At 39.1% G+C, this 24,719-nt stretch carries 21 protein-coding genes; 9 read left to right on the forward strand and 12 right to left on the reverse strand.

Annotated features, from left to right (window positions below):
* Window positions 1–87: 87 nt before the first annotated feature.
* Window positions 88–1,092, reverse strand: coding sequence for an AAA family ATPase (locus tag GN157_RS17695; RefSeq protein WP_035133130.1), 1,005 nt, complete (start codon window positions 1,090–1,092; stop codon window positions 88–90).
* Window positions 1,093–1,353: 261 nt separating this feature from the next.
* Between GN157_RS17695 and GN157_RS17700 the strand changes: the two genes are divergently transcribed.
* From GN157_RS17700 to GN157_RS17710, 3 genes are read left to right on the forward strand one after another with little or no spacing between them, the layout of a single operon-like run.
* Window positions 1,354–2,223, forward strand: a complete 870-nt coding sequence (locus GN157_RS17700; protein ID WP_157484797.1) for an aldo/keto reductase — start codon at window positions 1,354–1,356, stop codon at window positions 2,221–2,223.
* Window positions 2,224–2,275: 52 nt separating this feature from the next.
* Window positions 2,276–3,028 carry an SDR family NAD(P)-dependent oxidoreductase gene (locus tag GN157_RS17705; RefSeq protein WP_157484798.1) on the forward strand — a complete coding sequence of 251 codons (753 nt, stop codon included), beginning with the start codon at window positions 2,276–2,278 and terminating at the stop codon, window positions 3,026–3,028.
* A 33-nt stretch (window positions 3,029–3,061) separates the two neighbouring features.
* Complete coding sequence (locus GN157_RS17710) at window positions 3,062–4,201, forward strand: ATP-binding protein (protein WP_157484799.1); 1,140 nt, start codon at window positions 3,062–3,064, stop codon at window positions 4,199–4,201.
* 36 nt (window positions 4,202–4,237) lie between these two features.
* Here the strand turns inward: GN157_RS17710 and GN157_RS17715 are convergent, their stop codons facing one another.
* A complete protein-coding gene (locus GN157_RS17715) occupies window positions 4,238–6,382 on the reverse strand; it encodes a T9SS-dependent choice-of-anchor J family protein (RefSeq protein WP_157484800.1) in 2,145 nt (714 codons plus the stop codon).
* Window positions 6,383–6,531: 149 nt separating this feature from the next.
* On the reverse strand, window positions 6,532–7,908 hold the full coding sequence (locus GN157_RS17720) for a T9SS-dependent choice-of-anchor J family protein (protein ID WP_197429486.1): 1,377 nt from the start codon (window positions 7,906–7,908) through the stop codon (window positions 6,532–6,534).
* Between the two features lie 120 nt (window positions 7,909–8,028).
* On the opposite strand from GN157_RS17720, the gene GN157_RS17725 reads away from it, so the two are divergent.
* The gene (locus tag GN157_RS17725; protein WP_157484802.1) at window positions 8,029–8,757 is read left to right on the forward strand and encodes a metallophosphoesterase family protein; all 729 of its coding nucleotides are present in this window, start codon (window positions 8,029–8,031) and stop codon (window positions 8,755–8,757) included.
* A gap of 51 nt (window positions 8,758–8,808) precedes the next feature.
* Here the strand turns inward: GN157_RS17725 and GN157_RS17730 are convergent, their stop codons facing one another.
* Genes GN157_RS17730 through GN157_RS17740 form a run of 3 tightly spaced genes read right to left on the reverse strand, consistent with a single transcriptional unit; the run spans window position 8,809 to window position 12,273 of the window.
* On the reverse strand, window positions 8,809–9,363 hold the full coding sequence (locus GN157_RS17730; RefSeq protein WP_157484803.1) for a tetratricopeptide repeat protein: 555 nt from the start codon (window positions 9,361–9,363) through the stop codon (window positions 8,809–8,811).
* A 39-nt stretch (window positions 9,364–9,402) separates the two neighbouring features.
* The gene (locus GN157_RS17735) at window positions 9,403–10,800 is read right to left on the reverse strand and encodes an RtcB family protein (RefSeq protein ID WP_157484804.1); all 1,398 of its coding nucleotides are present in this window, start codon (window positions 10,798–10,800) and stop codon (window positions 9,403–9,405) included.
* Between the two features lie 27 nt (window positions 10,801–10,827).
* Complete coding sequence (locus GN157_RS17740; protein WP_157484805.1) at window positions 10,828–12,273, reverse strand: PcfJ domain-containing protein; 1,446 nt, start codon at window positions 12,271–12,273, stop codon at window positions 10,828–10,830.
* 650 nt (window positions 12,274–12,923) lie between these two features.
* On the opposite strand from GN157_RS17740, the gene egtB reads away from it, so the two are divergent.
* Together egtB and GN157_RS17750 are read left to right on the forward strand one after the other, a co-directional pair.
* On the forward strand, window positions 12,924–14,072 hold the full coding sequence (gene egtB / locus GN157_RS17745; RefSeq protein ID WP_157484806.1) for an ergothioneine biosynthesis protein EgtB: 1,149 nt from the start codon (window positions 12,924–12,926) through the stop codon (window positions 14,070–14,072).
* Window positions 14,073–14,076: 4 nt separating this feature from the next.
* On the forward strand, window positions 14,077–15,027 hold the full coding sequence (locus tag GN157_RS17750) for an L-histidine N(alpha)-methyltransferase (RefSeq protein ID WP_157484807.1): 951 nt from the start codon (window positions 14,077–14,079) through the stop codon (window positions 15,025–15,027).
* Between the two features lie 3 nt (window positions 15,028–15,030).
* Here GN157_RS17750 and GN157_RS17755 read toward each other — a convergent pair whose 3' ends face one another.
* Window positions 15,031–15,408 (reverse strand): winged helix-turn-helix transcriptional regulator, encoded by a 378-nt coding sequence (locus GN157_RS17755; RefSeq protein WP_157484808.1) that lies wholly within the window; start codon window positions 15,406–15,408, stop codon window positions 15,031–15,033.
* Between the two features lie 93 nt (window positions 15,409–15,501).
* Here GN157_RS17755 and GN157_RS17760 point away from each other — a divergent pair, with 93 nt between their 5' ends.
* Entirely contained in the window at window positions 15,502–16,047 is a 546-nt protein-coding gene (locus GN157_RS17760; protein ID WP_157484809.1) for an NAD(P)H-dependent oxidoreductase, read from the forward strand.
* 66 nt (window positions 16,048–16,113) lie between these two features.
* On the opposite strand, the gene amaB is transcribed toward GN157_RS17760, so the two are convergent.
* The 3 genes from amaB to GN157_RS17775 all read right to left on the reverse strand — a co-directional run bounded on the left by amaB (window position 16,114) and on the right by GN157_RS17775 (window position 19,554).
* Complete coding sequence (gene amaB, locus GN157_RS17765; protein WP_157484810.1) at window positions 16,114–17,661, reverse strand: L-piperidine-6-carboxylate dehydrogenase; 1,548 nt, start codon at window positions 17,659–17,661, stop codon at window positions 16,114–16,116.
* 213 nt (window positions 17,662–17,874) lie between these two features.
* The gene (locus tag GN157_RS17770; RefSeq protein ID WP_157484811.1) at window positions 17,875–18,414 is read right to left on the reverse strand and encodes a 3-hydroxyanthranilate 3,4-dioxygenase; all 540 of its coding nucleotides are present in this window, start codon (window positions 18,412–18,414) and stop codon (window positions 17,875–17,877) included.
* Window positions 18,415–18,468: 54 nt separating this feature from the next.
* Entirely contained in the window at window positions 18,469–19,554 is a 1,086-nt protein-coding gene (locus tag GN157_RS17775) for an endonuclease/exonuclease/phosphatase family protein (protein ID WP_317163558.1), read from the reverse strand.
* A 101-nt stretch (window positions 19,555–19,655) separates the two neighbouring features.
* On the opposite strand from GN157_RS17775, the gene GN157_RS17780 reads away from it, so the two are divergent.
* Together GN157_RS17780 and GN157_RS17785 are read left to right on the forward strand one after the other, a co-directional pair.
* Complete coding sequence (locus tag GN157_RS17780) at window positions 19,656–22,556, forward strand: carboxypeptidase-like regulatory domain-containing protein (protein WP_157484812.1); 2,901 nt, start codon at window positions 19,656–19,658, stop codon at window positions 22,554–22,556.
* A 2-nt stretch (window positions 22,557–22,558) separates the two neighbouring features.
* The gene (locus GN157_RS17785; protein ID WP_157484813.1) at window positions 22,559–23,362 is read left to right on the forward strand and encodes a DUF5689 domain-containing protein; all 804 of its coding nucleotides are present in this window, start codon (window positions 22,559–22,561) and stop codon (window positions 23,360–23,362) included.
* Between the two features lie 33 nt (window positions 23,363–23,395).
* Here GN157_RS17785 and GN157_RS17790 read toward each other — a convergent pair whose 3' ends face one another.
* Both GN157_RS17790 and GN157_RS18105 read right to left on the reverse strand, forming a co-directional pair.
* Window positions 23,396–24,445 carry a linear amide C-N hydrolase gene (locus GN157_RS17790; RefSeq protein ID WP_157484814.1) on the reverse strand — a complete coding sequence of 350 codons (1,050 nt, stop codon included), beginning with the start codon at window positions 24,443–24,445 and terminating at the stop codon, window positions 23,396–23,398.
* A gap of 136 nt (window positions 24,446–24,581) precedes the next feature.
* A partial coding sequence (locus GN157_RS18105) for an OmpA family protein (protein WP_197429471.1) occupies window positions 24,582–24,719 on the reverse strand: 138 nt, incomplete at its 5' end.

The following is a 24,719-nucleotide window of genomic DNA, read 5'->3' on the forward strand; positions in this document are numbered from 1 at the left end:
CTTTACAGTCTAAAAGTCTAACGTTTTTAAAGTCATAAAGCACAGCGACAACGCTTATCCTTTTATGACATTTGACTTTATGACGGTTTATGGCACCTCTACCTGGTTTACTATCTTATTGATAATATCCATAGAAGTTATGTTTTCGGCTTCAGCCTCATAGGTAACACCAATTCTGTGACGAAGCACATCGTGTACTACAGCCCTTACGTCTTCAGGCACTACATAACCTCTTCTCTTGATAAAGGCATAACATTTTGATGCCAGTGCAAGGTTGATACTACCCCTTGGCGATGAACCGAAGCTTATAAGTGGTTTCAGTTCGCTTAAGTTGTACTGTTCAGGGTAACGTGTAGCAAAAATCAGGTCAAGTATATACTTCTCGATTTTTTCGTCCATATACACTTCACGAACAGCCTGTTGCGCCCTTAATATCTGCTCCAGCGATACTACCTGGTTTACCTTATCAAACGAACCCGCAAGGTTTTGGCGTACTACCATACGCTCGTCTTCAATTTTAGGATAGTCAATAACGGCTTTCAGCATAAAACGGTCAACCTGCGCTTCCGGTAACGGATAGGTACCTTCCTGCTCTACCGGGTTTTGGGTTGCCATTACCAGGAACGGTTTTTCCAGTTTAAAAGTGGTTTCCCCAATGGTAACCTGTTTTTCCTGCATCGCCTCAAGTAATGCCGACTGCACTTTTGCAGGAGCCCTGTTAATCTCATCGGCAAGGACGAAGTTGGCAAAAATAGGTCCCTTCTTAATACTGAATTCGTTTTCTTTTATGTTATAAATCATGGTACCCACTACATCGGCAGGAAGTAAATCGGGCGTAAACTGTATACGGCTAAAGCTTCCGTGTACCGCCTGCGAAAGGGTATTAATAGCTAAGGTTTTTGCCAGTCCCGGTACACCTTCAAGCAAGATGTGACCCTGACCCAGAAGTCCTATTAAAAGACGTTCTATCATATACTTTTGTCCCACAATAACCTTGTTCATTTCCATAACAAGCAGGTCTACAAAAGCACTTTCTCTTTCTATTTTCTCATTAATTGCCCTTATGTCTAAAGCGGCAGTATTTTCTTCCATAGTATATAGAGTTTAGAAGTGTGAAGTTAATAAGCTTTTTTTACATTACAAATTCATTGCCGAAATTGCGTTTTTGTTGTTAACGTAGTGTTAATGCTACATCAAAACATCCAAGTTATAACAAATCGGTTCATTGTTTTTATAATTTTAAGCCAAAAGAACTGTAAAATCGATAAAAATTGCAGCAATTAAAACGAACACACCGCAGTTTAAGTATATAAAAACGTAAATTTATCACAATAAAAATCTTATTAAAAATATATGGATATTAAGATATCTCCCATTATAGCCGGTGCTATGAACTGGGGTGAGTGGAGCAGGAAGTTCAGTACTGCCGAAATGTCAGAAATGATTCACAAATGCATTGAGTACGGAATCACCACTTTTGACCATGCCGATATTTATGGCGGTTATACTACCGAAGGTGAATTTGGAAAAGCCTTTACCCATAGCGGGGTAAAAAGGGAAGATGTACAAATCATCTCTAAATGCGGTATTCAGCACACTATAGGTACACGCAACAATAAAGTAAAGCATTACGATTATTCTAAAGATTATATTATCAAATCGGCCGAAGGTTCACTTAAAAACATGGAAACCGATTATCTTGATATACTGTTGCTGCACAGGCCGAGTCCGCTTATGGATGCCGATGAAATTGCAGAAGCAGCCGAAAAGCTGAAAGCCGAGGGAAAAATACGTTTCTTCGGGGTTTCTAATTTTACCAATTCCCAAACCGAGCTTATCAAATCGAGAACTGAAGTGTTTTGCAACCAGATAGAGTTTTCGGCAACGCATATCGAGCCTATGCTGGACGGCTCTCTGGACTATATGACACTTAACAATATAAAACCTATGGCATGGAGCCCTATAGGCTGCATTTTTAAAGAAGATACCGAGCAAACCCAACGCCTTAAAAAACTACTGTTGGAACTGGTTGCCAAATATGAGGTAACTGCCGATGTGATTTTACTGTCGTGGATATTAAGGCATCCGGCGGGGATTATACCAGTGTCAGGTTCTACTAACCCTGACAGGCTTAAAAACCAGATGAAAGCCATAGATGTACAACTGGAGCTGGAAGACTGGTTTGCCATTTGGACAGAAAGCATAGGAAATAAAGTACCTTAATAAATAATACAGAAACTAAACAAGAATAGCATAACATTAACTACTTACCACTATGAAAACAGCATTAATAACGGGAGCTACCAGCGGTATAGGCAGAGCCACGGCAACCTACTTCGCAAAAAATCATTTCAGGCTTATTTTATGCGGAAGGCGTGAAGAACGCCTGGCCGAGCTTCAGGATGAGTTTTCCGGATTAACACAAGTACACACACTTAATTTTGACGTTAGGGATAAAGAGGCTGTTGCCGAGGCAATACAGTCAATCCCGGATGATATGAAAAACATAGACATACTGATAAACAATGCCGGTAATGCCCATGGCCTAGACCCTATTGAAAACGGAGATGTAGACGACTGGGATGCCATGCTGGATATTAACGTGAAAGGGCTACTGTATGTTTCTAATGAGGTTATACCGGGCATGGTGGAACGTCGCAGCGGACATATTATAAACATTGGCTCTATAGCAGGGAAAGAGGTTTACCCTAACGGTAACGTGTACTGCGCTTCAAAACATGCCGTTGATGCTATTAATCAGGGTATGCGAATGGATTTAAACCAATATGGTATTCGAGTGGGAGCAATAAACCCGGGGCTTGTTGCAACAGAATTCTCTGAAGTACGTTTTAAAGGAGATACAGAACGCGCCGAAAACGTATACAAGGGGTACTCTCCGTTAAAAGCCGAAGACATTGCCGATATTATCACCTTTGTAGTAACAAGACCATACCATGTTAATATAGCCGACCTGTTGGTACTGCCAACTGCACAGGCAAGCGCAACTATTTTAAACAAAAAAGTGTAAACCAGAAACAAGGAACAAGTAACCTCAAAAACAATGATTAACAAACGACTTCTCATAAAAAACCTGCTGGCTCACAACGATGAGAGCAGTTTTTATGACAAGAAGCGTCAGCTTAATCTTCATACGAAAGAAGGGAAAGCCAAGTTTGTTAAACACATATGCGCATTATCTAACTCCAACCCATCTAACAACTCTTATATTGTTGTGGGTGTGGAAGACCATGATAACGAAATAACAGGGACTGATTTTTATGATGACAGCCGCATTCAAAATTTAGTGAATGCCTTTTTGGAAAACCCACCCCGCATTCAGTATGAAAATGTACCTTTCCCACAACTCTCAAAAGAAAAAGTGGTGGGACTGGTAACCATACGCCCCAACAACAAGATTTCTTACTTTAAAAAGAATATTTACACCATACCTATGGGTACGGTTTTTATGCGACTGGGCAGTAATTCCATTCCGGTAGAGGAAGTCCCTTCATTAAACTATCAAAATACATCTACGGTTATTGATATAGAGAACAATTCCCGCAACAGTATTGCCCATACGTTAGAAGGTGTACTCGATTTTCTCAACACCCGCCATAAGGATATGACATCGGGCTATAAAGTGTTCAAAGAACTGTTTATAGTGTGCTGGGCAGGAAATAAAAAAGTGGTTAGAGGCAAAACCTATTATTCCAGAGTGGATATAGAACTGATAAACGAACAGGTAAAGCTGTTCTATTCTGCTCTAGATGAAGTGAGCATTGACCATACCGATGATACTTTTTCCATTACCGAATACGTATCACTTGGACTTAATGACAAAACCAGTTATTATCCGCTGGAAGAAGTAACCATTCGTTTTCATGATAATGGATACTACAAGATTGATTCTAACCTGATATTCGATCCGCCACAGTACAATCGTAAAATGATGTATCATATTTACAATTCCAATCTCTCCCTTTTGGCAAAACTGGAAAAAGGCATATCACTATCAGAAAGGGAAAAAAGGGATATGAATAACCTCCCTTCCACTTTTATGATTTGCTATCTAAACGGATTTGAAGATGCTAAAGACAGACTGGTAGACGCTAAACCGCTACTAAAGGCTTATGAAGACCCATCGGTATATGTTTCCTTTAAAGAAGCCATGCGCGTATTACGAAAAATGAAATACTCATAAATAAAAAAGGCAGGTTTAAAACCTGCCTTTTTATTATTACTTCTTAATAAATTTCATGTTTTGTACTTTAGCCTGAGTACTGAGCTTTACAAAGTATAAGCCCGGCTGAAGGGTTTGTACATTTATATCTCCCTGCGGATTATTTTGCTCCATGCAAAGTTTTCCGTTTACATCATATACCTGTATCGATGTTAGTTCCTCTCCGTTTTGTGAACCAAAATAAAGCCTGTCACTAACCGGATTAGGGTATAAAACTAAATTATTGGCAGTATACTGATTAACATCTAAAAATTCTACTATTTCGGTATTAGCGGTATTAGTTACAATAGCCGGATTAAAGTCAAAATAAATATCGGCAGTACTATCAAACATATCTCCTAAGACTACCGAACTGTTTGGTTTAACCCTATAAGTTATATAACCATGACTTCCTGGCTCGTTTGATGTACTATCGGCAAGATAAATACCGTCAAAACGAAATTCCAGTGTGTTTCCCTCTCTGGTTACAATATAATCATGGCTCGATGTTAATGGTTCAAAAGTGCTCCAGTCAAAATTATCGTCAAGTACATTTTCCAGTCTTACATTTACAGCAGGAGCTGTTCCGGTATTTTGAAAACGAATAGTATAATGTAGATAACCTTCTGCCTGATCTATTGTAATTTCATCTCCTTCATGTGCTGCAATATCATTCGGATCAAAAGAGTTAACTATTATCTGATTTAATACCGTTGTATTATCTTCCGGAGTATTTTCTGTTTCTGCTACTGTAATTTCAGATGTAAAAACAAGTTCATCGTCTGCCTCATTATCCGGCGGAGGTAACACATAAAAAGAAACAGGGATATTTTGAATTGAAAGCGGAGATAAATCGGTAAGATTAAAACTTAAAACATTATCTGTAAGCGTATAATCGACAGGAGAGCTTTCAAAACTCAACCTTTCATCATCAAATGTTACAGTAACTGTTGCCGAAGACACACCTACTGTTCCGTTATTTTTTATTGATAAAATATAATTGCTGTTAAAGCCAGGTTGAGCCTGCAATGTAGGAACAAGAACGACAGCTAAATCAGTAACAGCGATAGGCATACCATAACAAAAACCTACCGTAACATTATCACTACTAAAGTCAATATTTTCTTCATACAAAGGCATCACTTCAAACCCTTCAGGAGCATTTACCTGTATAGATACATTTGCTGAATCATAGGCAAGTTGCCCTACATTATAATGCCCGTTACCATCTGTGTAAACAGATATTTGTTCGTCTCCAATAGTTACAACAACTTCTGCCCCCATAATAGGCGCATCGCATAATTCATCACCATCACTATCGTAAGTTATAACCCCTTCAAAACCGTTTAGGTTGTCAAAATAATAAGGACCAACCCATGAGCTATATACACCTTCAGAACATACAGATCTTAAATAAAACTTATATGCTCCAAGCGAAATATCATCAATAACAAATGTACTTTCATTAGTCACTACACCACTTCCTGTAGGTTGAGCATCTGCAGGCAAGATTTCTATTTCCCATTGTGTTTCGTCATTTCCAGTCCAGGTTACTGTTGCCGATGTATCAGTAACCTCAGCAACTGTTATGTTTTCAGGTGGTGTGCAATTATCTGCAATCAATACATTGTCTATTATCCAAGTGTTACCATCTTCTCCCGAATTTATTTCTGCAACAAAAGCAATATAAAAATCCTGACCTACCATATTTTCAGGAAAATTAACCTGAACACCGGTAAAAACTTCAGCAGAAGGTTCTATTGTCTGAAGTAGCATATAGTTAGATAGTAAAGAAGGATCTAAATCAGCCGGACATACTCTTACAGAACAAGACCCTCCCTGCGGACCAAAATCGAGATACATTGATTTAAACTGTAATGATGTGCCCGAAACAATATTAACAACCGGAGTAACGAGCCAGTCTTGCGCTACACCTGACTCTGGGGCATACAAGTTAACATAAGCAGAATGATAACCTCCATAAGCAGGTATTCCATTCATTATTTGGTCACCGTGTTTCCAGTAAAAGTTATTGCCAATTCCATTATCATAAGTAGCCCATCCTTCTGGAGGGAAAGTATTTTGTTCAAATCCTTCCACATACTGCTGGGCAAAACAGCCCATTGACATTGCTAAAAACAATGTAAGTAATTTCTTTTTCATAAGCGGTTAAATTGGTTTTAATCCAAAATTACATTTTTATACAATATGAAAATAAGTATTTGCTTACATTTTACTAAATCCTAAAAATTTTAATTTATTGAATTAATTGTAGTTATACAAAAAGAGCAGGCTGTAAACCTGCTCTTTTTTTATTGTTTAACGAACTTCATATTTTTTGTCCCTGTTGCGGTACTCATTTTAATAAAATAAAAACCGGGCTGGAGTTTGCTCACATCTACATTATCCAGTGGATTATTCTCTTCAATGCAAAGTTTACCGTTTATATTAAATACCTGCACAGTTGTTAACTGTTCATTACTCGGCATTTTAAAATAAAGCCTGTTAGTAACGGGGTTAGGATATAAAATAATATTATTAAAATCTTCAAACTCATTGTAACCTAATTGGTCAATCAACTCAACAAAACAAACGTCAACACTTACTTGTGGCTGAGTATTAAAATTAACAGGCATATTAATTGATTCAATATCTTCAAACCCTTCAGGAGCTTCCACGCTTATAGATATATCAGCTTCTGTAAAAAGTAGCGGATAGAAAAGATAATATCCGGAACTATCTGTAACACTTGTAACCTGAGTACCACCATTAATTGTAAGTGTAACCTGCGCACCTTCATACAGTGTATCACATACTTCATCACTATCACTATCATAACTTACCACGCCATATATACCATTATGAAGTGTAATAGTATATGGTCCGGACCATAAACTTTTACTGGTTTCTGAACACAAAGCTCTTACATAAAATTTATAATCTCCTGTTGTAAGTTCTGTTACAGTATAATTAGTTTCGTTCACCTCAAAACCGGTGCCCGTAGGAGCTTCGCCTGACATAAGAAATTCTACTTCCCATGCAGATGCTTCGTCATCAGTCCAACTTAAATTAATTGAACCCGGCACTGTTACGGTGGCATTAAGATCATACGGTTGCGGACAATAGTCTTCTACAAAAGAGACATTATCTATTAACCATCTGTCTCCATTATCTGCCTCCATTACAAAAGCAAAATAGACCTGCTCACCAACAAAATCAAGAGGAATAGGAACATATAATTCATTATAATACATTTGCTCTGGGTTTATCTCGTACTCAGTCCATTCCATAACAACGGTATAAACCCCTAAATCAGACGAATCAGAATCTGTACTCATCATTAATCTTAAAATTGAGCCATCATCACCATTAATAGACAATCTGGAATAGAAGTGGATAGCAGGTCTTTCTCCCGTAACTGTGATTAAAGGCATAACAAGCCAGTCTTGTGGTAAACCATCGGTGTCTAAAACATTTTCGCGATCTAAAAAGGCGGCATGTTCCCCTTCATAAGCAGGTGTAAAAAGATTTTCTGTTACGCTTTGTTCCCATGACTTTATTTGGCCAATACCATTATCATATACAGCCCAACCCTCAGGAGGAAAGGTCTCGCCTTCAAAGCCTTCTACAGAATTTTGTGCAAAACATCCCAGCGATGCTGCTAAAAATAAGGTAAGATTTTTTTTCATTAAGGTGATTTTAAATTGGTTTGAGCGATAAAAATACATTTTTAAGTAATTAAAAACACCTCTTTTACTTTACATTTTTTTTAGTATTTCCTGTCCTGTATTTTTTTGTAAACTTGTAAAATGAGCAGAACACTTGTAATTGGCGATATACATGGTGCTTTTAAAGCACTGCAGCAAATACTGGAAAGGGCAGCCGTAACCCGAAATGACCTCCTTATTTTTTTAGGGGATTATGTAGACGGATGGGGACAGTCTCCCGAGGTTATTGATTTCTTAATAAAACTTAAACAGGAGTACCAATGCATATTTATGCGTGGTAATCACGATGACCTACTTACAGACTGGCTTAAAACAGGCAGCCATACTGAACAATGGTTTATGCATGGCGGCAGGGTGACAACTCAGTCTTACCTCAAGGTTACTAATAGCCAAAAGGAGCAGCATATCGACTTTATGGAAAGTCTGCAAAACTATTATCTGGATAACGATAACCGATTGTTTGTACATGCCGGGTTTACCAACCTTAACGGTGTGCAAAACGAATACTTCAGTAAGATGTTTTACTGGGAAAGAACCCTTTGGGAAACGGCTTTAGCACTGGATGAAACCATGCCGAAAGACGATCCTTATTACCCAAAACGTTTTACGCTGTACAGGGAAATATTTATTGGACACACTCCCGTTACTCGAATAGGTGAAACCACCCCCATAAACAAAGCCAATGTTTGGAACGTGGATACCGGAGCAGCTTTTAAAGGTCCTTTAACCATAATGGATGCTAACACCAAAGAATACTGGCAAAGCGAACCAGTGCATTTACTGTATCCTGATGAAAACGGACGCAACTAATCACAATGATTTATAAATAACAAAAGACGGCACAAGGCCGTCTTTTTTGCATCAGGAGCTTTTTTCAGATTTCTTTTTCTTCTCCTTCTTTTTGTCTGATTTATTTTTAACAGACTTCTTCTCGAGGTCTTTTTTGTCTTTAACCCTTTTAATGTGTCCGTCCATATCATCCATGAAATAGTTATTGAGACATATTTTCTTAGCATCAGTATAATACTGTATAGCCGTAGCATACATGTCATATTTTTCATAGAGTAAACCTTTAAGGTAAATTAATGAGGCCTCATCTATACCCGGCACTTTCATCCCGATATCAATAATGGTCTCTGCCTCTTTAAATCGTTTAAGGTTTATTAAAAGACCTGCAAACTGGCTGTAAACAGGAGTATAGTCTCTATCGAGATATAATGTCATCCTGTAATAATATTCGGCCTGTTTAAAATCTTTAAGCTGCTCTTCATAAATACGCCCCATAAGGCAATGTGCACCCGCGTGCTCATCATCTCCGGCTATTACATATTGCAGCTTTTCTATACATTCTTCCACATTATAAGGGTAATTGTCCAATGCCTGGATATACATCACCTCATAGGTACTAATTCCCATTGTTATTGTTTTATGGCTACTATCGTAGCCGTTATTTAATTATCCTTTGTCCATACGGACGATTTTTGGCGTAAACATCCCAACCACATCTATAAGGTTGGTTTGATGCGCTATTACTCTATTGATGTCCTTGTAAGCCATAGGCGCTTCGTCCATACCGGCTCCTATAAGTGTAACACCATGATTTTTAAGTACTTTTTTAAGATCACTTCTGGTAAGTGTCCTTTTTGCTTCGGCACGCGATAAAACCCTTCCGGCACCATGTGATGCCGAACTTAACGACTGCTCATTACCTTTGCCCTTCACGATATAACCCAGCGCTGTCATAGAACCCGGTATAATACCCAGCACATTTTTTTGTGCAGGGGTTGCTCCCTTTCTGTGCACAATAAGCTCCTGTCCGTTAATAATTTCTTTCCAGGCAAAATTGTGATGGTTTTCTACCATGGCAAGCGGCCTTGCTCCAAGCTCTTTTGCTATCCTTTTATGGATATCATGATGACATGCCGATGCATAATCTCCGGCAAGGTTCATGGCAAGCCAGTACTCCTGCCCATCGTGTGTATTTAAATCCAGCCATGCCAGGTGCTGCGCCTCTTTAGGAAGCGGGGTTTGCTTAGTTGCTAAATAAGTATAGTTCTTGGCAATATTAGCACCAAGTCCTCTTGATCCACTGTGCGAAAGCACCCCTACATACTGACCGGGCGGAACTTTAAGTACATCATCCTGAGTAGTAACTTCAATGATACCAAACTCTACAAAGTGGTTTCCGCCACCCGATGAGCCCAATTGTTTATAGGCCTTATCTTTAAGCTTTTTCACAAAAGGTATATCCCTGAATTCAGTACGTTCAAAAATCTCGTGGTCATTAGGTTTATAATGCACCTCATTCATCCCGAAGCGTGTTTGCTTTTCAAGGATATTTACATACTTATCCTTATGCCCTTCAATAAACGAAGGGTTAATATCATATATGCTAAGGCACATACGGCAACCTATATCTACCCCAACACCATAAGGTATTACGGCATTTTCTGTTGCAAGCACCCCGCCTATCGGTAGTCCGTAACCGTGGTGACCATCAGGCATAAGTGCCCCCGCTTTTGCCACAGGTAATTTAAGGGCAGTATACAACTGGTCTTTAGCACTTTTTTGTATTTCCTCTTCTCCAAAAATGGTAAACGGTGCCCTTGTGGCATTAAGGTGCCTAAATTCGGTTTTCCTTACATCAGTAAGTGCTTCAGCTATTTTACCGAAAACACCATCCTGTTTATAATTTTCGGGTGTAAGTAGCACTTCTTTAAGCATCTTAAGTACTTTTTCTTTAGGTTCCCGCTTGTAATGTTTAAGCATCGCCTCCATGGCAATACTTATTGATTTGTTTTGCGGATATCCTATAGCTATGAGGTCTTTGCCTCTTAATTTTAATTTTCCCATAATTTTAAATTTTACATTTTGCCGGTATTAATGCATCCGGCTGCATTTTGCCATAAGTAAAACCATCTTTAAAATAAAGAAGATGATATAACGTATTTCAACATCTTCAATACTAAAATTAACACCCCTATAAGGGTTAAACGGTTTGTATGGCTCATAGTTTTCAACAGGCCTTTGTTGTTCTCTGGGCTGCACGACTAACACCTGTTGTTGAACCTGTGGTAACGGCTGAGGTATAGGTTCAGGTTCGGCGTCATAAGATTCTAAATTAAATACAATACCCTCCTGTTGAGCCCATTTTACAATAACATCATGAGCTTCCTGACTTATCATATCATTGTATTTTGCCTGAGCCTGAACTATCTCTTTCTCTTCAGGAAGCACCTCTATAGTAGCAAGTGTTTCATAAATAGTATCACCTGCTGTAAACTTCCTTAATGAGAAAATCGCACTCTCACCTACAGAGCACTGATACACATAATCGGCGACGCAGTGTTCCATTTCCTCACCTTCATCATACAATGCTTCAGAGCTTGTAAGCTGACTGATAACAAAACGGGCTTCATCTTCTTCCATACAAAAGTTACCTATAGCGGCAGGTTTCCATTGATTATTGCTTTCGGCTGCTTTCTTTTTAAGCATATCTCTATGCCAGCCCAAAGCCTGTACATACAAAACATCCCAGGTTCTGCCTTTCATTGTAAAGGCATCATTTTCAGCCTTCATGTAAAACAAATAATCAAGGGTTATCTGGAACAAGTCCAACCTCATATCACCTTCGGCAACAGCAAAGAACTTTACCAATTCTGTACGGAACGCCTCATTATCAAAGCTTTCAGACAAGGCAGACCATGCAATAAGTTCGGCACGTTCATTAGTCGCATTAAAACCCAAAGCCTGAGCCATCCTTATAGCCCTTGGTATGGTTAATGCCTTTTTAATATTCCTGAACTCGTGAGCCATCCTTTTGGTAAACTCTACCGGGAAGCCACTAAGTTTCTGCACACTATCACCCCTGCCTAACTGTATATACCATAACATATGTACTTTATTTTCACCACCAAAGGCGTTTTCCATAAACTGGGGTACATCATAATTGGTAAAACAGTGTTTTATGAAAGACCTCAACTGATCTTCGGCCACAAAGCTTTCTTTTTTCCATGAATCAACACTCCTAACCATCATTTTACCAAAGGCACTCATGTTAGCCAAGACCTCAATAAAATCAGGACTCTTTAACAAGGTGTAGCAACCTTCACTGTATAAATGAAGTAATACACTCCTAAAAGTTTCCCTTTTCCAGGTATGATTAACAGCGCTCATTGTTGAGAAATGATAGCAAATAACACTTTCTATAGTGTTTTCTTTCTCTAAAATTTGCTGCGGCTGCTTAAAGGCCCTGTTTACAAGGGCTACAAAACCTGCACCCCTTAATTCGGCTGCTGCCATAGCCATTGTAGTTTGTGTTTCCATAGTTTACTGCTTTGCGGCAGCACTGTTCTAGGTGATGCCAGTTTTTCTGATTCTGATCATTTATCGATTTTAAATTTTATGCTTAAATAAAAAAGCCCGGTCCTTAACAAGAACCGGGCTTATACCTACAAAAAAGGCACTATTCCTCCTTTCAGGAATTATCCGGTTCATAAAATACAGTATCCCCCCATAGGTTTTGGGCACTGTAAAGTGATATGTTTACATTACTTTTTTTCATTGCATAAAAAAACCCGGAGCTTTTCAGTTCCGGGTTGCTATATTTAGAAATGGTTGTGACTATCTAAAAATATTGTGCGCAATAAAACCCGGCACTGCATGAAGGAAACTTCCTCCAAGCTCAAGCTGATATGTAGATTTTATTAAACGCATTTTTACTTTTGTTTTAACTGTTATTTTTATTTTGTGGTGCAAATGTAGAGTATTTTCTTAATAATCAAAACAGTTAGTGTTATTTAAATTTAGAATAAATAACTTATTTACAACAACATACAGTAAAACCTATCCAAAAACACCTTTATTTTCCCCCTTTTTATAAAAAAACTATTGTTATAATTTGGTTAAAAGCATCGCCAAAAAGCCTGCCTCATTAACATTCTTCGTAAATTAGTATAAACTCTTGTTATCCAGTAATGAACATAACAGAAATATATAACCATGTACGCAGGCAAAGTGAAGAAATATGCAGTTTGCTGAATACCGAAGACTATGTCCCGCAACCCGTAAATTTTGTGAGTCCACCTAAATGGCATCTCGCACACAGCAGTTGGTTTTTTGAGGAATTCCTGCTTAAAAAACACCTGCCTGACTATAAAATTTACGATGAGGACTTTTGTTTTCTGTTCAATAGCTATTATAACACGGTAGGCAATCGCTCCTTTAGAGCCGAAAGAGGCCATATAACGCGTCCTACGGTTGCACAGGTGTATGATTACCGAAATTATGTAGATATGCACATACAGCTGCTCCTGCAGCTTAAGGACCTACAGATACACGAGCTGGTAGAACTGGGTATAAATCACGAACAGCAACACCAGGAACTGTTACTAACCGATATCAAATATATTTTGGGCTGCAATCCCATTTTCCCTGTATATGACGAAAACATTAATTGGGAAAACCAGCAAAACTCTGATTCCGGATTTTTGACCTTTTCTGAAGGTATTTATGAAGTGGGGCATAATGGTGACGGATTCAGTTTTGATAACGAGCATGGCAGACATAAGATATACCTTGAAGAGTTTGAAATATCGCAAAGCCTTATAACCAATGCCGAATACCTTGAATTTATTGAGGCAGGAGGTTACAGCAATTTTAATTACTGGCTGGATGAAGGCTGGGCATGGGTTAATGAAAATGAGATTAAGGCACCGCTGTACTGGCACAAAATAGATAACGAATGGCACATGTTCACCATGGCCGGAATTCAAAAAGTAGACCCAGAAGCTATAGTAACCCATATCAGTTTTTATGAAGCCGCCGCTTTTGCCGAATGGAAAGACATGAGACTCCCTACCGAATTTGAATGGGAGGCCGCATCCTTTAAACTGGACTGGGGCAAACGCTGGGAATGGACCAACAGTGCCTACCTACCCTACCCTAATTTTAAAAAAGCAAAAGGCGCCATAGGCGAATACAACGGCAAATTTATGATCAATCAAATGGTTTTGCGCGGAGCATCGTGCGCTACCGCAAAACACCACAGCCGATCAACCTACAGGAATTTCTTTCACCCTAACGAACGCTGGCAGTTTACCGGAATACGTTTGGCAAAAAAATAATAAAATGAACACAACTGCACTTACCCCCTTTGCAGAAGACATACTGCACGGACTAAAATTGGATGAAAAGCACATCCCGTCCAAGTATTTTTATGATGACAACGGCAGCCGCATTTTTATGCAGATTATGAAAATGCCCGAATATTATCCCACAGGTTGTGAGTTTGAGATACTCACAGGGCAGTCGGGTAATATACTGGACAGCCTTAATTTTGAAGGTCCGTTTAACATTGTAGAATTTGGATCGGGTGACGGAATGAAAACCCGACAAATGCTAAAAACCTTTTTAGACCGTAAAGCCGATTTCACCTATATCCCTATCGATATATCTCAGGAGGCCCTTAACGCCCTTGAAAAGAATATTAAAACGGCACTGCCTGATGTGAAGATGAAACCCAAAACAGGCGATTATTTTGATGTGCTTAAAAGCATGGCCGATACTAAAGTGCCGAACCTGTTCCTGTTTATGGGCGGTAACATAGGCAATTATCTTATAGACGAAGCTAAAGACCTGCTAAAGAAGTTTAACGACGGTATGAAAAAAGGCGATATGCTGCTTTTAGGCATGGACCTGCGTAAAAACCCGCAGGTTGTACAAAAGGCTTATGATGATCCTCATGGTATTACCAAGGCATTTAACATGAACCTGCTGAAAAGGATAAACAACGAACTGGATGCAGATGCCAACCTGGATCAGTTTGATTTTTACAGCTTTTACAATCCCGAAAACGGAGAGGTACACACTTACCTTATCAGCTTAAAAAAACAGCATTTTCACAGCAATGTACTGGATACTGATTTCAGCTTTGAGAAAGACGAGCTTATATGGACAGAGCTTTCCAAAAAATTCAGTTTAGACGAAATAAATAAACTTGCTAAATCAACCGGATTTCAGGTGGTCAAGAATTTTATGGACTGCAGGCATTATTTTACCGATTCTCTTTGGGTTAAATAATACCTAGTCGTTAGTGGTAACAAAAGCTCCTTTATCACTTACAACACTATTACCCCATTGTATGATAGCGTCCAGTACGGGAATAAATGTTTTGCCGAAATCAGTTAGGCTATACACCACCTTTATGGGTGGTTTTTTACCATATACCTTTCTGGAAATAAAGCCGGCCTTTTCCAGTTGTTTCAATTGCAGGCTAAGGGTCATTTCGGTCACGGTAGGCATTTCCTTTCTCAGTTCGCTATATCTTTTCTCAGCATCTTTGAGATGATAGAGTATAACCGTTTTCCATTTTCCTCCTACCAAATCCATAGTAAGACTTACCGTACACGGATATTTTTTACCGTTTAGAAGTACATGATCCCCAATACATTCCTTTTTCATACCACATTGATTTTTAACCTATCGAAGTTGATAGTTATTGCAAATCTATAGTACTAAAAATAATTTTGCAACTATAATTTTTATAGTATAAAAATGGCATTAATAATTTTAGCACACCCCAACATTAAAAAATCTGTAGCAAATAAAACCGTTATAGATGAATTACAGCAAAACAATCCGGATATCGAAGTAAGAAACATATATAAACTCTATCCTGATTTTAAAATTGATCCTAAAGCCGAACAGAAAGCCTTACTGAAACACAACACTATAGTATTTCAGTATCCTTTTTACTGGTATAATATGCCTGCCATATTAAAACACTGGTTTGATGTGGTATATGAATATCAGTTTGCTTTTGGCTCAAAAGGAGACAAACTAAAAGGGAAAAACTTTTTATCAAGTTTCACCATTGGCGGAGCCGAAAATGAGTACAAAACTTTTGGCGAACATAATTTCAGAATTCATGAGTTTTGCAAAAACCTGGAACAAACAGCCTATAAAAGTAAAATGACTTACATAGATCCCATTTACTTTTACGAAACCTCGCTAACAGCAGGATTTAGCAGTAGTGATATAAAGGTAAAAGCCAAAAATCACGCACAGAGGCTACTTACCCTTTTAGAAGAATTGGCTTAATGAACAATAAAAAAAGGCTGCCTATTGGCAGCCTTCTTAACACATAACACTTAAACAGTTTATTAACTATAAATCAAATCGGATTCCTTGTGCCAATGGCAGTTCAGATCCGTAATTTATGGTGTTGGTCTGTCTTCTCATATAAGCTTTCCATGCATCAGATCCACTCTCGCGGCCACCTCCGGTTTCTTTTTCACCACCAAAAGCACCACCAATCTCTGCACCCGATGTACCAATGTTTACATTGGCAATACCACAGTCAGATCCTGCATGTGAAAGGAATAATTCCATCTCTCTCATATTACTTGTAAAGATAGAAGACGATAATCCCTGAGGAACATCGTTTTGCATAGCAATAGCTTCCTCTAAATCATTGTATTTCATTACATACAATATTGGAGCAAAGGTTTCATGCTGCACAATTTCAAAGCTGTTTTTAGCTTCAATGATACAAGGCTTAACATAGCATCCGCTTTCATAACCTTCACCTTGCATAACACCACCTTCTACAATAACATTACCACCTTCCTGTTTTGCTTTTTCAATAGCATCAAGATAGTTTTGAACCGAATCTTTATCGATAAGCGGCCCAACGTGGTTATTACTGTCTAACGGGTTTCCTATTTTTAACTGACCGTAAGCACTTTTAAGCACCTCTACAGTCTTGTCATAAACACTTTCGTGAACTATTAATCTTCTTGTTGTAGTACAACGCTGACCTGCAGTACCTACAGCACCAAATACAGCACCTACAAGTACCATGTTTATATCAGCATGTTCAGATACTATAATAGCATTGTTACCGCCTAACTCAAGGATAGTGTTACCAAAACGCTCGGCAACGGTTTTAGATACGTGACGTCCTACACGGGTAGAACCTGTAAACGATACCAATGGTAAACGCTTATCGGTATTCATACGGTCACCGTTATCTCTACCGTTTATAAGGCAGCTAACACCTTCCGGTATGTTGTTTCTTTCTAAAACTGTTTTTATGATGTTTTGGCAAGCTATACCACATAGAGGAGTCTTTTCACTTGGTTTCCAAATACAAACGTCACCACAAACCCAAGCAAGCATAGAGTTCCAGCTCCATACCGCTACCGGGAAGTTAAACGCAGATATGATACCTACAATCCCTACCGGGTGATACTGTTCGTACATGCGGTGCATTGGTCTTTCACTGTGCATTGTAAGTCCGTAAAGCTGGCGTGATAAACCTACTGCAAAGTCACAAATATCTATCATCTCCTGTACCTCACCTAAACCTTCCTGAAGGCTCTTACCCATTTCATAAGAAACAAGTTGTCCCAGTGGTTCTTTGTACTTGCGTAGTTCTTCACCCATTTGGCGTACAATCTCACCTCTTTTTGGTGCCGGTACAAGCCTCCATGATTTAAAAGCTTCCTGAGCTTTAGCCACAGCTGCTTCATAATCCTCTTGAGTAGATGCTTTTACCTTAGCAATAAGGGTACCGTCTACCGGAGAGTATGATTCTATAATTTCTCCGTTAGCAAAGCTGTTGCTTCCTGTAGAAGTACCTTCGTTTATTTCCTGTATGCCCAGCTTAGAAAGGGCTTCCTGAATACCAAACTGATCAGTAAGTGTTGCCATTTTTTAACTTTTATGCTTTTAATTGTTATATTTTACAAATATATGCCTTTTTTAATTTTAATCATTAAAAGAGCCATTTTGTTTATAAAATAATAATACTCAGCCCTCAAAATAAGATTAAAACAAATTTTTATCCCTGAAAGCAGGTACTCCCGCAAAAAATTAATTTGGTAAATAACCTATGATTATAACAAATCAACAACCTGTTAAATACTATTTTTTAGCCACAAATCTTGGATCGGCTTCCATTACTGTTCCGCATTTATCGCAGGTACGCATTTCTTCACTGTTATAAAAATGCTCAAAATGCGGTAAAAAGTCTTTTTCAATATCATGCAGTTCAAAATACACCTCATGCAGTTTGTGGTTGCAGTTTTCACAAAACCATAAAAGTCCGTCGGTAAAACCTCTTCCTGCACGCACCCTTTCAATCACAAGTCCTATAGAGCCTTCACTCCTAACCGGCGAATGCGGCATTTTTGCCGGATGCAGGTACATATCCCCGGCGTTAAGTTCCATTTCCTTGCGTTGTCCGTCTTCCTGAACTATGACCTTAATACTTCCTTCAAGCTGATAGAACAGTTCTTCGGTTTCATTATAGTGATAATCCTTTCGGGCATTAGGCCCTGCGACTATCATTACAATATAGTCGTCTGACAAAGGATAAATGTTTTTATTGCCTACCGGTGGTTTTAAAAGATGACGGTTTTCTTCGATCCACTTATTAAGATTAAAGGGTTTCATGGTTGCCATGATAAGGTATTTAAAATTCTACACTAAGGTACGGAAAATAGGGACTGAAGAAACTTATTTTCCTATCTCTTTAATAAGATAAATATATACCGGAAAATGATCGCTGTAACCTACCTCGCCATCCCATGTTCTAAGCGGATATCCCTTATACTTTCCCGAGGTTTGGGTAATATATGTTTTATTATAAACCCCTGCTTTCCAAAATTCAAGTGTATTGAAATCGTCATGAATTATGGGTTCTGAAAGTACTATCTGGTCAAAAATATCCCAGTTATCCCTGTAAGCTACAGATCCCATCCCGTTACGCGCCAGTTCTCCCATTGGGTTATACAGTTCCAAAGGCTTAACCTGTTCTTTCCTGTCCTTAGCACCAAGTTCCTTGCGAACACTGTTGTTATAAGGACCATCGTTAAAATCGCCCATAGTAACAATCTTAGCATAAGGGTCTAAGTCATAAAGCGAATCTACTATTTTACGGTTAAGTTTGGCTGCGGCTTCCCTGTAAGGACGTGTTTTCTTTTCACCTCCTCCCCTTGATGGCCAGTGACTCACTATAAAACTGAACTCCTCTCCCTCTAAAAGCCCGGTAACCAGTAGCTGACTGCGGGTAAAATACTTCCTGTATTTTGTATCTGTTATGGTGTCGGATGCATTTTCAACTATCTTGCCTTTCTCATCAACAGTAAACACAAGTGGTAGGCTTTTATAACTTTCGGGCCTGAACTTTTTCTTGTCATACAACAGGGCAACATCAATCCCTCTTCTGTCGGGCGAATCAAAATGGATAATACCATAATCAATTTTTGCCAGTTTCGGGTTTTGTACCAAATCTTCCAGCACCTGCCTGTTCTCCACTTCAGCAAGCCCTATTATACTCGGCAGATCGGGATTAGTATCAGAGCCTATATCTGCAAGAACCTCTGCTATATTATCCAACTTATCCTGATATTTCCCGGAATTCCAAAAGTATTCGCCTGCCGGTAAAAACTCCTCATCGTTGGTTTTTGGATTGTTTATGGTATCAAAAAGGTTTTCGGTATTGTAAAAGGCTACTGTATGCACAATAAAACTCCTGTCCTGTGCCGAAAGGCAGGAAAACAGTAATAAACCCAGTATAGTTATCGTAATTTTTTTCCTCACATGTAAATTTTATAACAAGCTTACTTTCAAAGTTAAAATTTTATTGTCAAAAAATATATATTTACGTTTTAAGAAATTATTTACCAATCACCTTACCTTTCATGAAAAAACTATTCTTTAGTTTTTTACTGCTTTTGTATACCTGTATTTGCGCTGCACAACAAAGCGCAATGGTACAATGTAGAGTAATGGACATGCAAAGCGGCTATCCTGTTGAGAATGCCGTTGCCACACTGCAAAGCACTAACCAAACAGCCATTACCAATTCTGAAGGGATACTGGCCATCGAGGTCCCAGCCGGAAAACAAACCCTTATAATAAGCAGTAACGGATATGTTTCCCAAACTTTTAATCTTACGGTTATCCCCGAAAGGAATCTCGACTTAGGGATTGTATTGCTGGAACTGGATCTTACTACCGAACAGCAACTCAACCTTATCACCCTTACCGAAAACGACCTGAATGAAAGTATAGTAACCGATAATACATCGGGACTGCTTCAGGCTTCTAAAGATGCATTGCAACAGGCGGCAGCCTACAGTTGGTCTCAGGCACGATACAAAACCCGCGGACTGGACAGTCGCTATGCCACTACCATGATAAATGGTGTAACAATGAACAAAATAAGCGATGGCAGACCGCAATGGAACAACTGGAGCGGACTTAATGATGCGACCCGCAATCAGGAATTCAATCTGGGTACTACCCCTTCTGACTATAGTTTTGGCGGACTGCTGGGAACACAGGAAATAAACACACGCGCATCGCAGTTCAGAAAAGGAACAAGAATATCATTTACGGCAACCAACACCTCCTACAACTGGAGAAGTATGGCTACCTACGCTTCGGGCATGAATAAAAAAGGTTTTGGCTATGTAATATCAGCCTCACACCGCTGGGCGGAAGAAGCAAACTTTGACGGTACTGACTACGGGGGCAACTCGCTTTTTGTAAGTATGGAGAAAAAGTTTAACGACAATCACAGCATCAACTTTACCGGTATCTATGCACAAAGCAGTCGTGGCAAGAATTCAGCAAACACTCAGGAAGTAACCAACCTTATGGGTAAAAAATACAACTCCTACTGGGGTTATCAGGACGGTAAAAAAAGGAACAGCCGTGATATTGATATTGCCGAACCTGTTTTTATTTTAAGTCATTACTATAAAATCAATCCCCATAATACCCTTCAATCTAACGTTGCTTATCAGTTTGGTAAAATAGGTAACAGCAGGATTGATTTTCAAAACGTACCAAACCCCGACCCTTCCTATTACCGAAACCTGTCCAGCTACTATACTTCACAGTATGAAAACAGTCCGGCTTTAGTGCCAAACAATGCCTATCAGCCAGGCTGTCTGGGAGGTATTTACACCGGTAACAGTCCCGAAAATACACTACTGGCACAACAGGCTTTGGGAAGTTTTACAGCAAATCCGCAAATAAACTGGAACAATATGTATTTGGCTAATACCCATGCAGTGACAAATACTAATAATATTGAAGCAGGCAGGGAACCATCGGTAAGCAGGTATGTTTTGTATGAAGACCGCAATGATGATAATACACTTTCCATAAACTCAACATTACAGTCGCAACTATCGCCGCATATTGTTTTTAACGGAGGTGTTTCCTTTAAGCATTTAAAATCTCATAACTATAAAAAACTACTGGACTTACTGGGCGGAAGCCATTATAATGATATTAGTCCGTTTTTTAGCGGGAGTCAGGCTCAGTCAGACCTAAACAATCCTAACAGAACTGTAGGAGTTAACGATACCTATGGCTATAATTACAATTTGTTTGCCAGTCAGCTGGATGCCTTTACGCAGTTTAGGTTTACCTATCGTAAAACTGATTTGTACCTATCACAAAGCTATTCCCGTTCTGATTATCAAAGGGAAGGTTTATACCGAAACGGAATTTATGCCAATTCTTCGCTTGGTAAAAGCAACAGGATAAGCTTTGATAATTTCGGTTTTAAAGGTGGAGTGCTTTACAAAATAACCGGGCGTGTGCTCTTTGCAATAAACGGAATGTACATGACAAAAGCACCTGCTCTGCGCAATACCTTCCCTAATGCCCGCCTAAACAACAGTATTGTTCAGGGTATAGAAAGCGAAAACATAGCCTCGATTGATGCCAGTTATATTATCCGTGTGCCGAAGTTTAAAGTACGCCTTAGTACTTTTTATACACTGATTAATAACGCTACCGAAACCTCTTTCTTTTTTGCCGAAGGGGTATATCAGGGAGAGAATACCGAAACCAATGCTTTTATTGCCGAAACCGTTACAGGGATTAATAAAAAGCTTATGGGTACGGAGGTTAGTACCGAATATAACTTTAACACCATGTTTAAAGTGCTGTTTAGTATGGCATATGGTCAATACACCTACAACAGTAACCCTACGGTTTATATTAATAACGATGCCTTTGCTTCACTACAACAGGAAGTTAATACACCGGGCAGCATTACCGGACCAACAACAAGTTTTGGAACTTCCAGACTTAAAGATTATAAACTGCCGGGAATGCCACAGCAGGCGCTATCTCTTGGATTTGAATACCGTGACCCAAAATACTGGTGGGCAGGAATAAACGCCAATTACCTTACGGGGAGTTACCTGGACATCTCGGCACTACTGCGTACAGATAACTTTTTGAAGAATCCGCAGGATGTAAACAGCTTTCCTTTTCCCGAAGCCACACAAAGTCGCACCCGTGAACTCCTGAAGCAGGAACAGTTTGATGATATATTTCTGCTTAATGCCGTAGGCGGAAAATCGTGGCGGGTTAAAAAGAAAACCTACTTAGGCTTTTTTGCCAGCATTAATAATATATTCAACAGCATATATAAAACCGGAGGTTACGAACAGGCCAGGAATGCCAATTACAGACAGCTTAATCAGGATATTTCCAGCGGAACACCTTTCTTCGGGCCCAAATACTTTTACAGCTACGGTCGCACTTTTTACCTTAATATTTATTACAATTTCTAAGCATGAAAAAATATATCGCACTATTGCTCTGTATTACAATAACAGCCTGTATCAATGACGATGATTACAGTGTACCCAACCTGGAATGTATCGAAACTTCTTTGGTGAAAACAATAGAAGTACAGGACATTAATGCTACAGAAAACATACAGGAATACACCAATGATGATGTGATTGAAGCCTACGTTACATCGAGCGATGCGTCAGGAAATTTCTATAAAACTCTTTCACTGCAAACCGAAAATGGTGATTTCGGGTTTAGTGTTTTGGTTAATGCTACTTCTACATTTATTAATTATGAACCGGGACGAAAAGTACTCATCAAACTTAAAGGTACGTATTACCGAATTTACAATAGTTCACTGCAAATAGGCGACCTATCTGTTTACAATGGTTTTGCTACCCTTACCGGATTTTCGCCTACTGAATACACCAATATACTTAACCGCTCCTGCACTGTAATAAGCGAAGAAAATATGATTCAGTACACTTCGTTAACCCAACTGCAAAATGACAATTACCTGCATCGCCTTGTGGAAATAAACAATGTACAGTTTGCCGATGATGCTGTAGGACTTCCTTTTTATGATTCAGCCAACGATATTGGTGGAGGAACCAACTATCTGCTAACCGATGAAAACGGAAATACCCTTACTTTTAGAACCAGTAGTTTTGCTTCCTTTGCAGGAAATAGCATCCCTCAGGAAAGCGGAAAAATAAGGGGTATCTTAACCAAATATGGCGATACTTACCAGCTTATGATCCGTACACAGGAAGACATACAACTTACCGAAGAACGGTTTTAAATAAAAAAGGCTGCTAAATGCAGCCTCTATTAATTATTCTATACCTAAAAATTTAAAGGGTTTACTGTCCTTAAAGTCTTTTACAGCATTACCGGCATAGGTTTCCCCTCCGGCAACGGTAAGTTTTTTTACTTTTCCCTTTTCAGAAAAATCGATATCCTTAAAATCAACCCAAAAAACATTTGGCGTGAGTACCGACTCGTAATAGTACACCAGATTCTTATGATCTGAGACCGTTCTCCAGCGCGTAGAAGAGATATTCGGCTGATTTGGGGTAGATATACCATAAGGCACAGAACAGTTCCTTATAACGCTGAAAACACTCGCTACAGCTACACGGGTATTATCTGTTTTAGGAACAGCATCAGCATAAAAAGAAGCTCTTACAAAACGGTCGGCAGCCCTATTGGTTCCCGGTAGCATAACAGTACCTCCTATCTCTCTCCAGTATTCGTTTAAAGCCAGTTGTTTATCAAATACAGGCGAATTAGTCATTACCGTGTAGGAAGCGTCATGATGAACAACCAGTTTTCCGTTTATGTATTCAAAAATAGCACTGTCACCCTGAGCATCCGATATTGAAAGGTGTAGAGTTGCCTTACGCCCCTGTCCGGGTACATTATCGGTTACCACAACAAACTCCTCTTTAGACAGACCTTCTACCGCCTCGCTTACCGTAGCATAATTATCCAGTACATACTGTACCCATACCGATATGGCAAGCCCCGGTTTTGTATGATCCCATTCGGGGTATTCCGACTCCACCAACCAAAGCAGGTTAGCTACCAGCCCTTTCTCGTTCATACCATCGGTACTGCAAATTTCGTAAGCACTGGCAACAACACTACCATATTTTGATTTCCAGCTTACCGTGTTTTTACCCGTCTCCCCTGTTCTTTGCATCCCTTTTGGAAAAATCCACAGGTTTGTCATTATATCCTCGCTCCAGTCCATAGACCTTGCCGTAAGGTATAAATCATTTTTCCCTTTATAAACTACCCGTGTACAGGCAAATAAGTTATAAATACTACCTGTAAAAAACAGCAGTAATACATAACCTAATAAAGATGTTTTCTTAGTCATAATCAGTTGGTTTAATCAGTTACCTTAAATTTAGTCAAAAAAAGATAACCTATTACAAACCAACATACTTATATAAAAAACGAACAGCCTGTACCAAAAGGCACAGGCTGTTTTGTTTTATAATTATGAGGAAATATTATTTCTTCACGATAATAAACTCAGATCGTCTGTTTTGAGCGTGTTGCTCTTCAGTACAGTTTTCTTTACAGTCCACTTTAGGCTCGCTCTCACCATATCCCTGTCCGGAGATACGCTCTTTAGCAATACCTTTTGA

The organism is Flavobacterium rakeshii (genome assembly GCF_009741375.1).
GTDB lineage: Bacteria > Bacteroidota > Bacteroidia > Flavobacteriales > Flavobacteriaceae > Flavobacterium > Flavobacterium rakeshii.

What these genes read in the sequence shown, in the direction of transcription:
- GN157_RS17720 (WP_197429486.1), bottom strand. Translation starts at nt 7,908, where the DNA reads ATGAAAAAAAATCTTACCTTATTTTTAGCAGCATCGCTGGGATGTTTT.
- GN157_RS17740 (WP_157484805.1), bottom strand. Translation starts at nt 12,273, where the DNA reads ATGGAAACACAAACTACAATGGCTATGGCAGCAGCCGAATTAAGGGGT.
- GN157_RS17695 (WP_035133130.1), bottom strand. Translation starts at nt 1,092, where the DNA reads ATGGAAGAAAATACTGCCGCTTTAGACATAAGGGCAATTAATGAGAAA.
- GN157_RS17735 (WP_157484804.1), bottom strand. Translation starts at nt 10,800, where the DNA reads ATGGGAAAATTAAAATTAAGAGGCAAAGACCTCATAGCTATAGGATAT.
- GN157_RS17770 (WP_157484811.1), bottom strand. Translation starts at nt 18,414, where the DNA reads ATGGCAACCATGAAACCCTTTAATCTTAATAAGTGGATCGAAGAAAAC.
- GN157_RS17730 (WP_157484803.1), bottom strand. Translation starts at nt 9,363, where the DNA reads ATGGGAATTAGTACCTATGAGGTGATGTATATCCAGGCATTGGACAAT.
- amaB (WP_157484810.1), bottom strand. Translation starts at nt 17,661, where the DNA reads ATGGCAACACTTACTGATCAGTTTGGTATTCAGGAAGCCCTTTCTAAG.
- egtB (WP_157484806.1), top strand. Translation starts at nt 12,924, where the DNA reads ATGAACATAACAGAAATATATAACCATGTACGCAGGCAAAGTGAAGAA.
- GN157_RS17715 (WP_157484800.1), bottom strand. Translation starts at nt 6,382, where the DNA reads ATGAAAAAGAAATTACTTACATTGTTTTTAGCAATGTCAATGGGCTGT.
- GN157_RS17785 (WP_157484813.1), top strand. Translation starts at nt 22,559, where the DNA reads ATGAAAAAATATATCGCACTATTGCTCTGTATTACAATAACAGCCTGT.
- GN157_RS17700 (WP_157484797.1), top strand. Translation starts at nt 1,354, where the DNA reads ATGGATATTAAGATATCTCCCATTATAGCCGGTGCTATGAACTGGGGT.
- GN157_RS17750 (WP_157484807.1), top strand. Translation starts at nt 14,077, where the DNA reads ATGAACACAACTGCACTTACCCCCTTTGCAGAAGACATACTGCACGGA.
- GN157_RS17790 (WP_157484814.1), bottom strand. Translation starts at nt 24,445, where the DNA reads ATGACTAAGAAAACATCTTTATTAGGTTATGTATTACTGCTGTTTTTT.
- GN157_RS17760 (WP_157484809.1), top strand. Translation starts at nt 15,502, where the DNA reads ATGGCATTAATAATTTTAGCACACCCCAACATTAAAAAATCTGTAGCA.
- GN157_RS17755 (WP_157484808.1), bottom strand. Translation starts at nt 15,408, where the DNA reads ATGAAAAAGGAATGTATTGGGGATCATGTACTTCTAAACGGTAAAAAA.
- GN157_RS17780 (WP_157484812.1), top strand. Translation starts at nt 19,656, where the DNA reads ATGAAAAAACTATTCTTTAGTTTTTTACTGCTTTTGTATACCTGTATT.
- GN157_RS17710 (WP_157484799.1), top strand. Translation starts at nt 3,062, where the DNA reads ATGATTAACAAACGACTTCTCATAAAAAACCTGCTGGCTCACAACGAT.
- GN157_RS17725 (WP_157484802.1), top strand. Translation starts at nt 8,029, where the DNA reads ATGAGCAGAACACTTGTAATTGGCGATATACATGGTGCTTTTAAAGCA.
- GN157_RS17705 (WP_157484798.1), top strand. Translation starts at nt 2,276, where the DNA reads ATGAAAACAGCATTAATAACGGGAGCTACCAGCGGTATAGGCAGAGCC.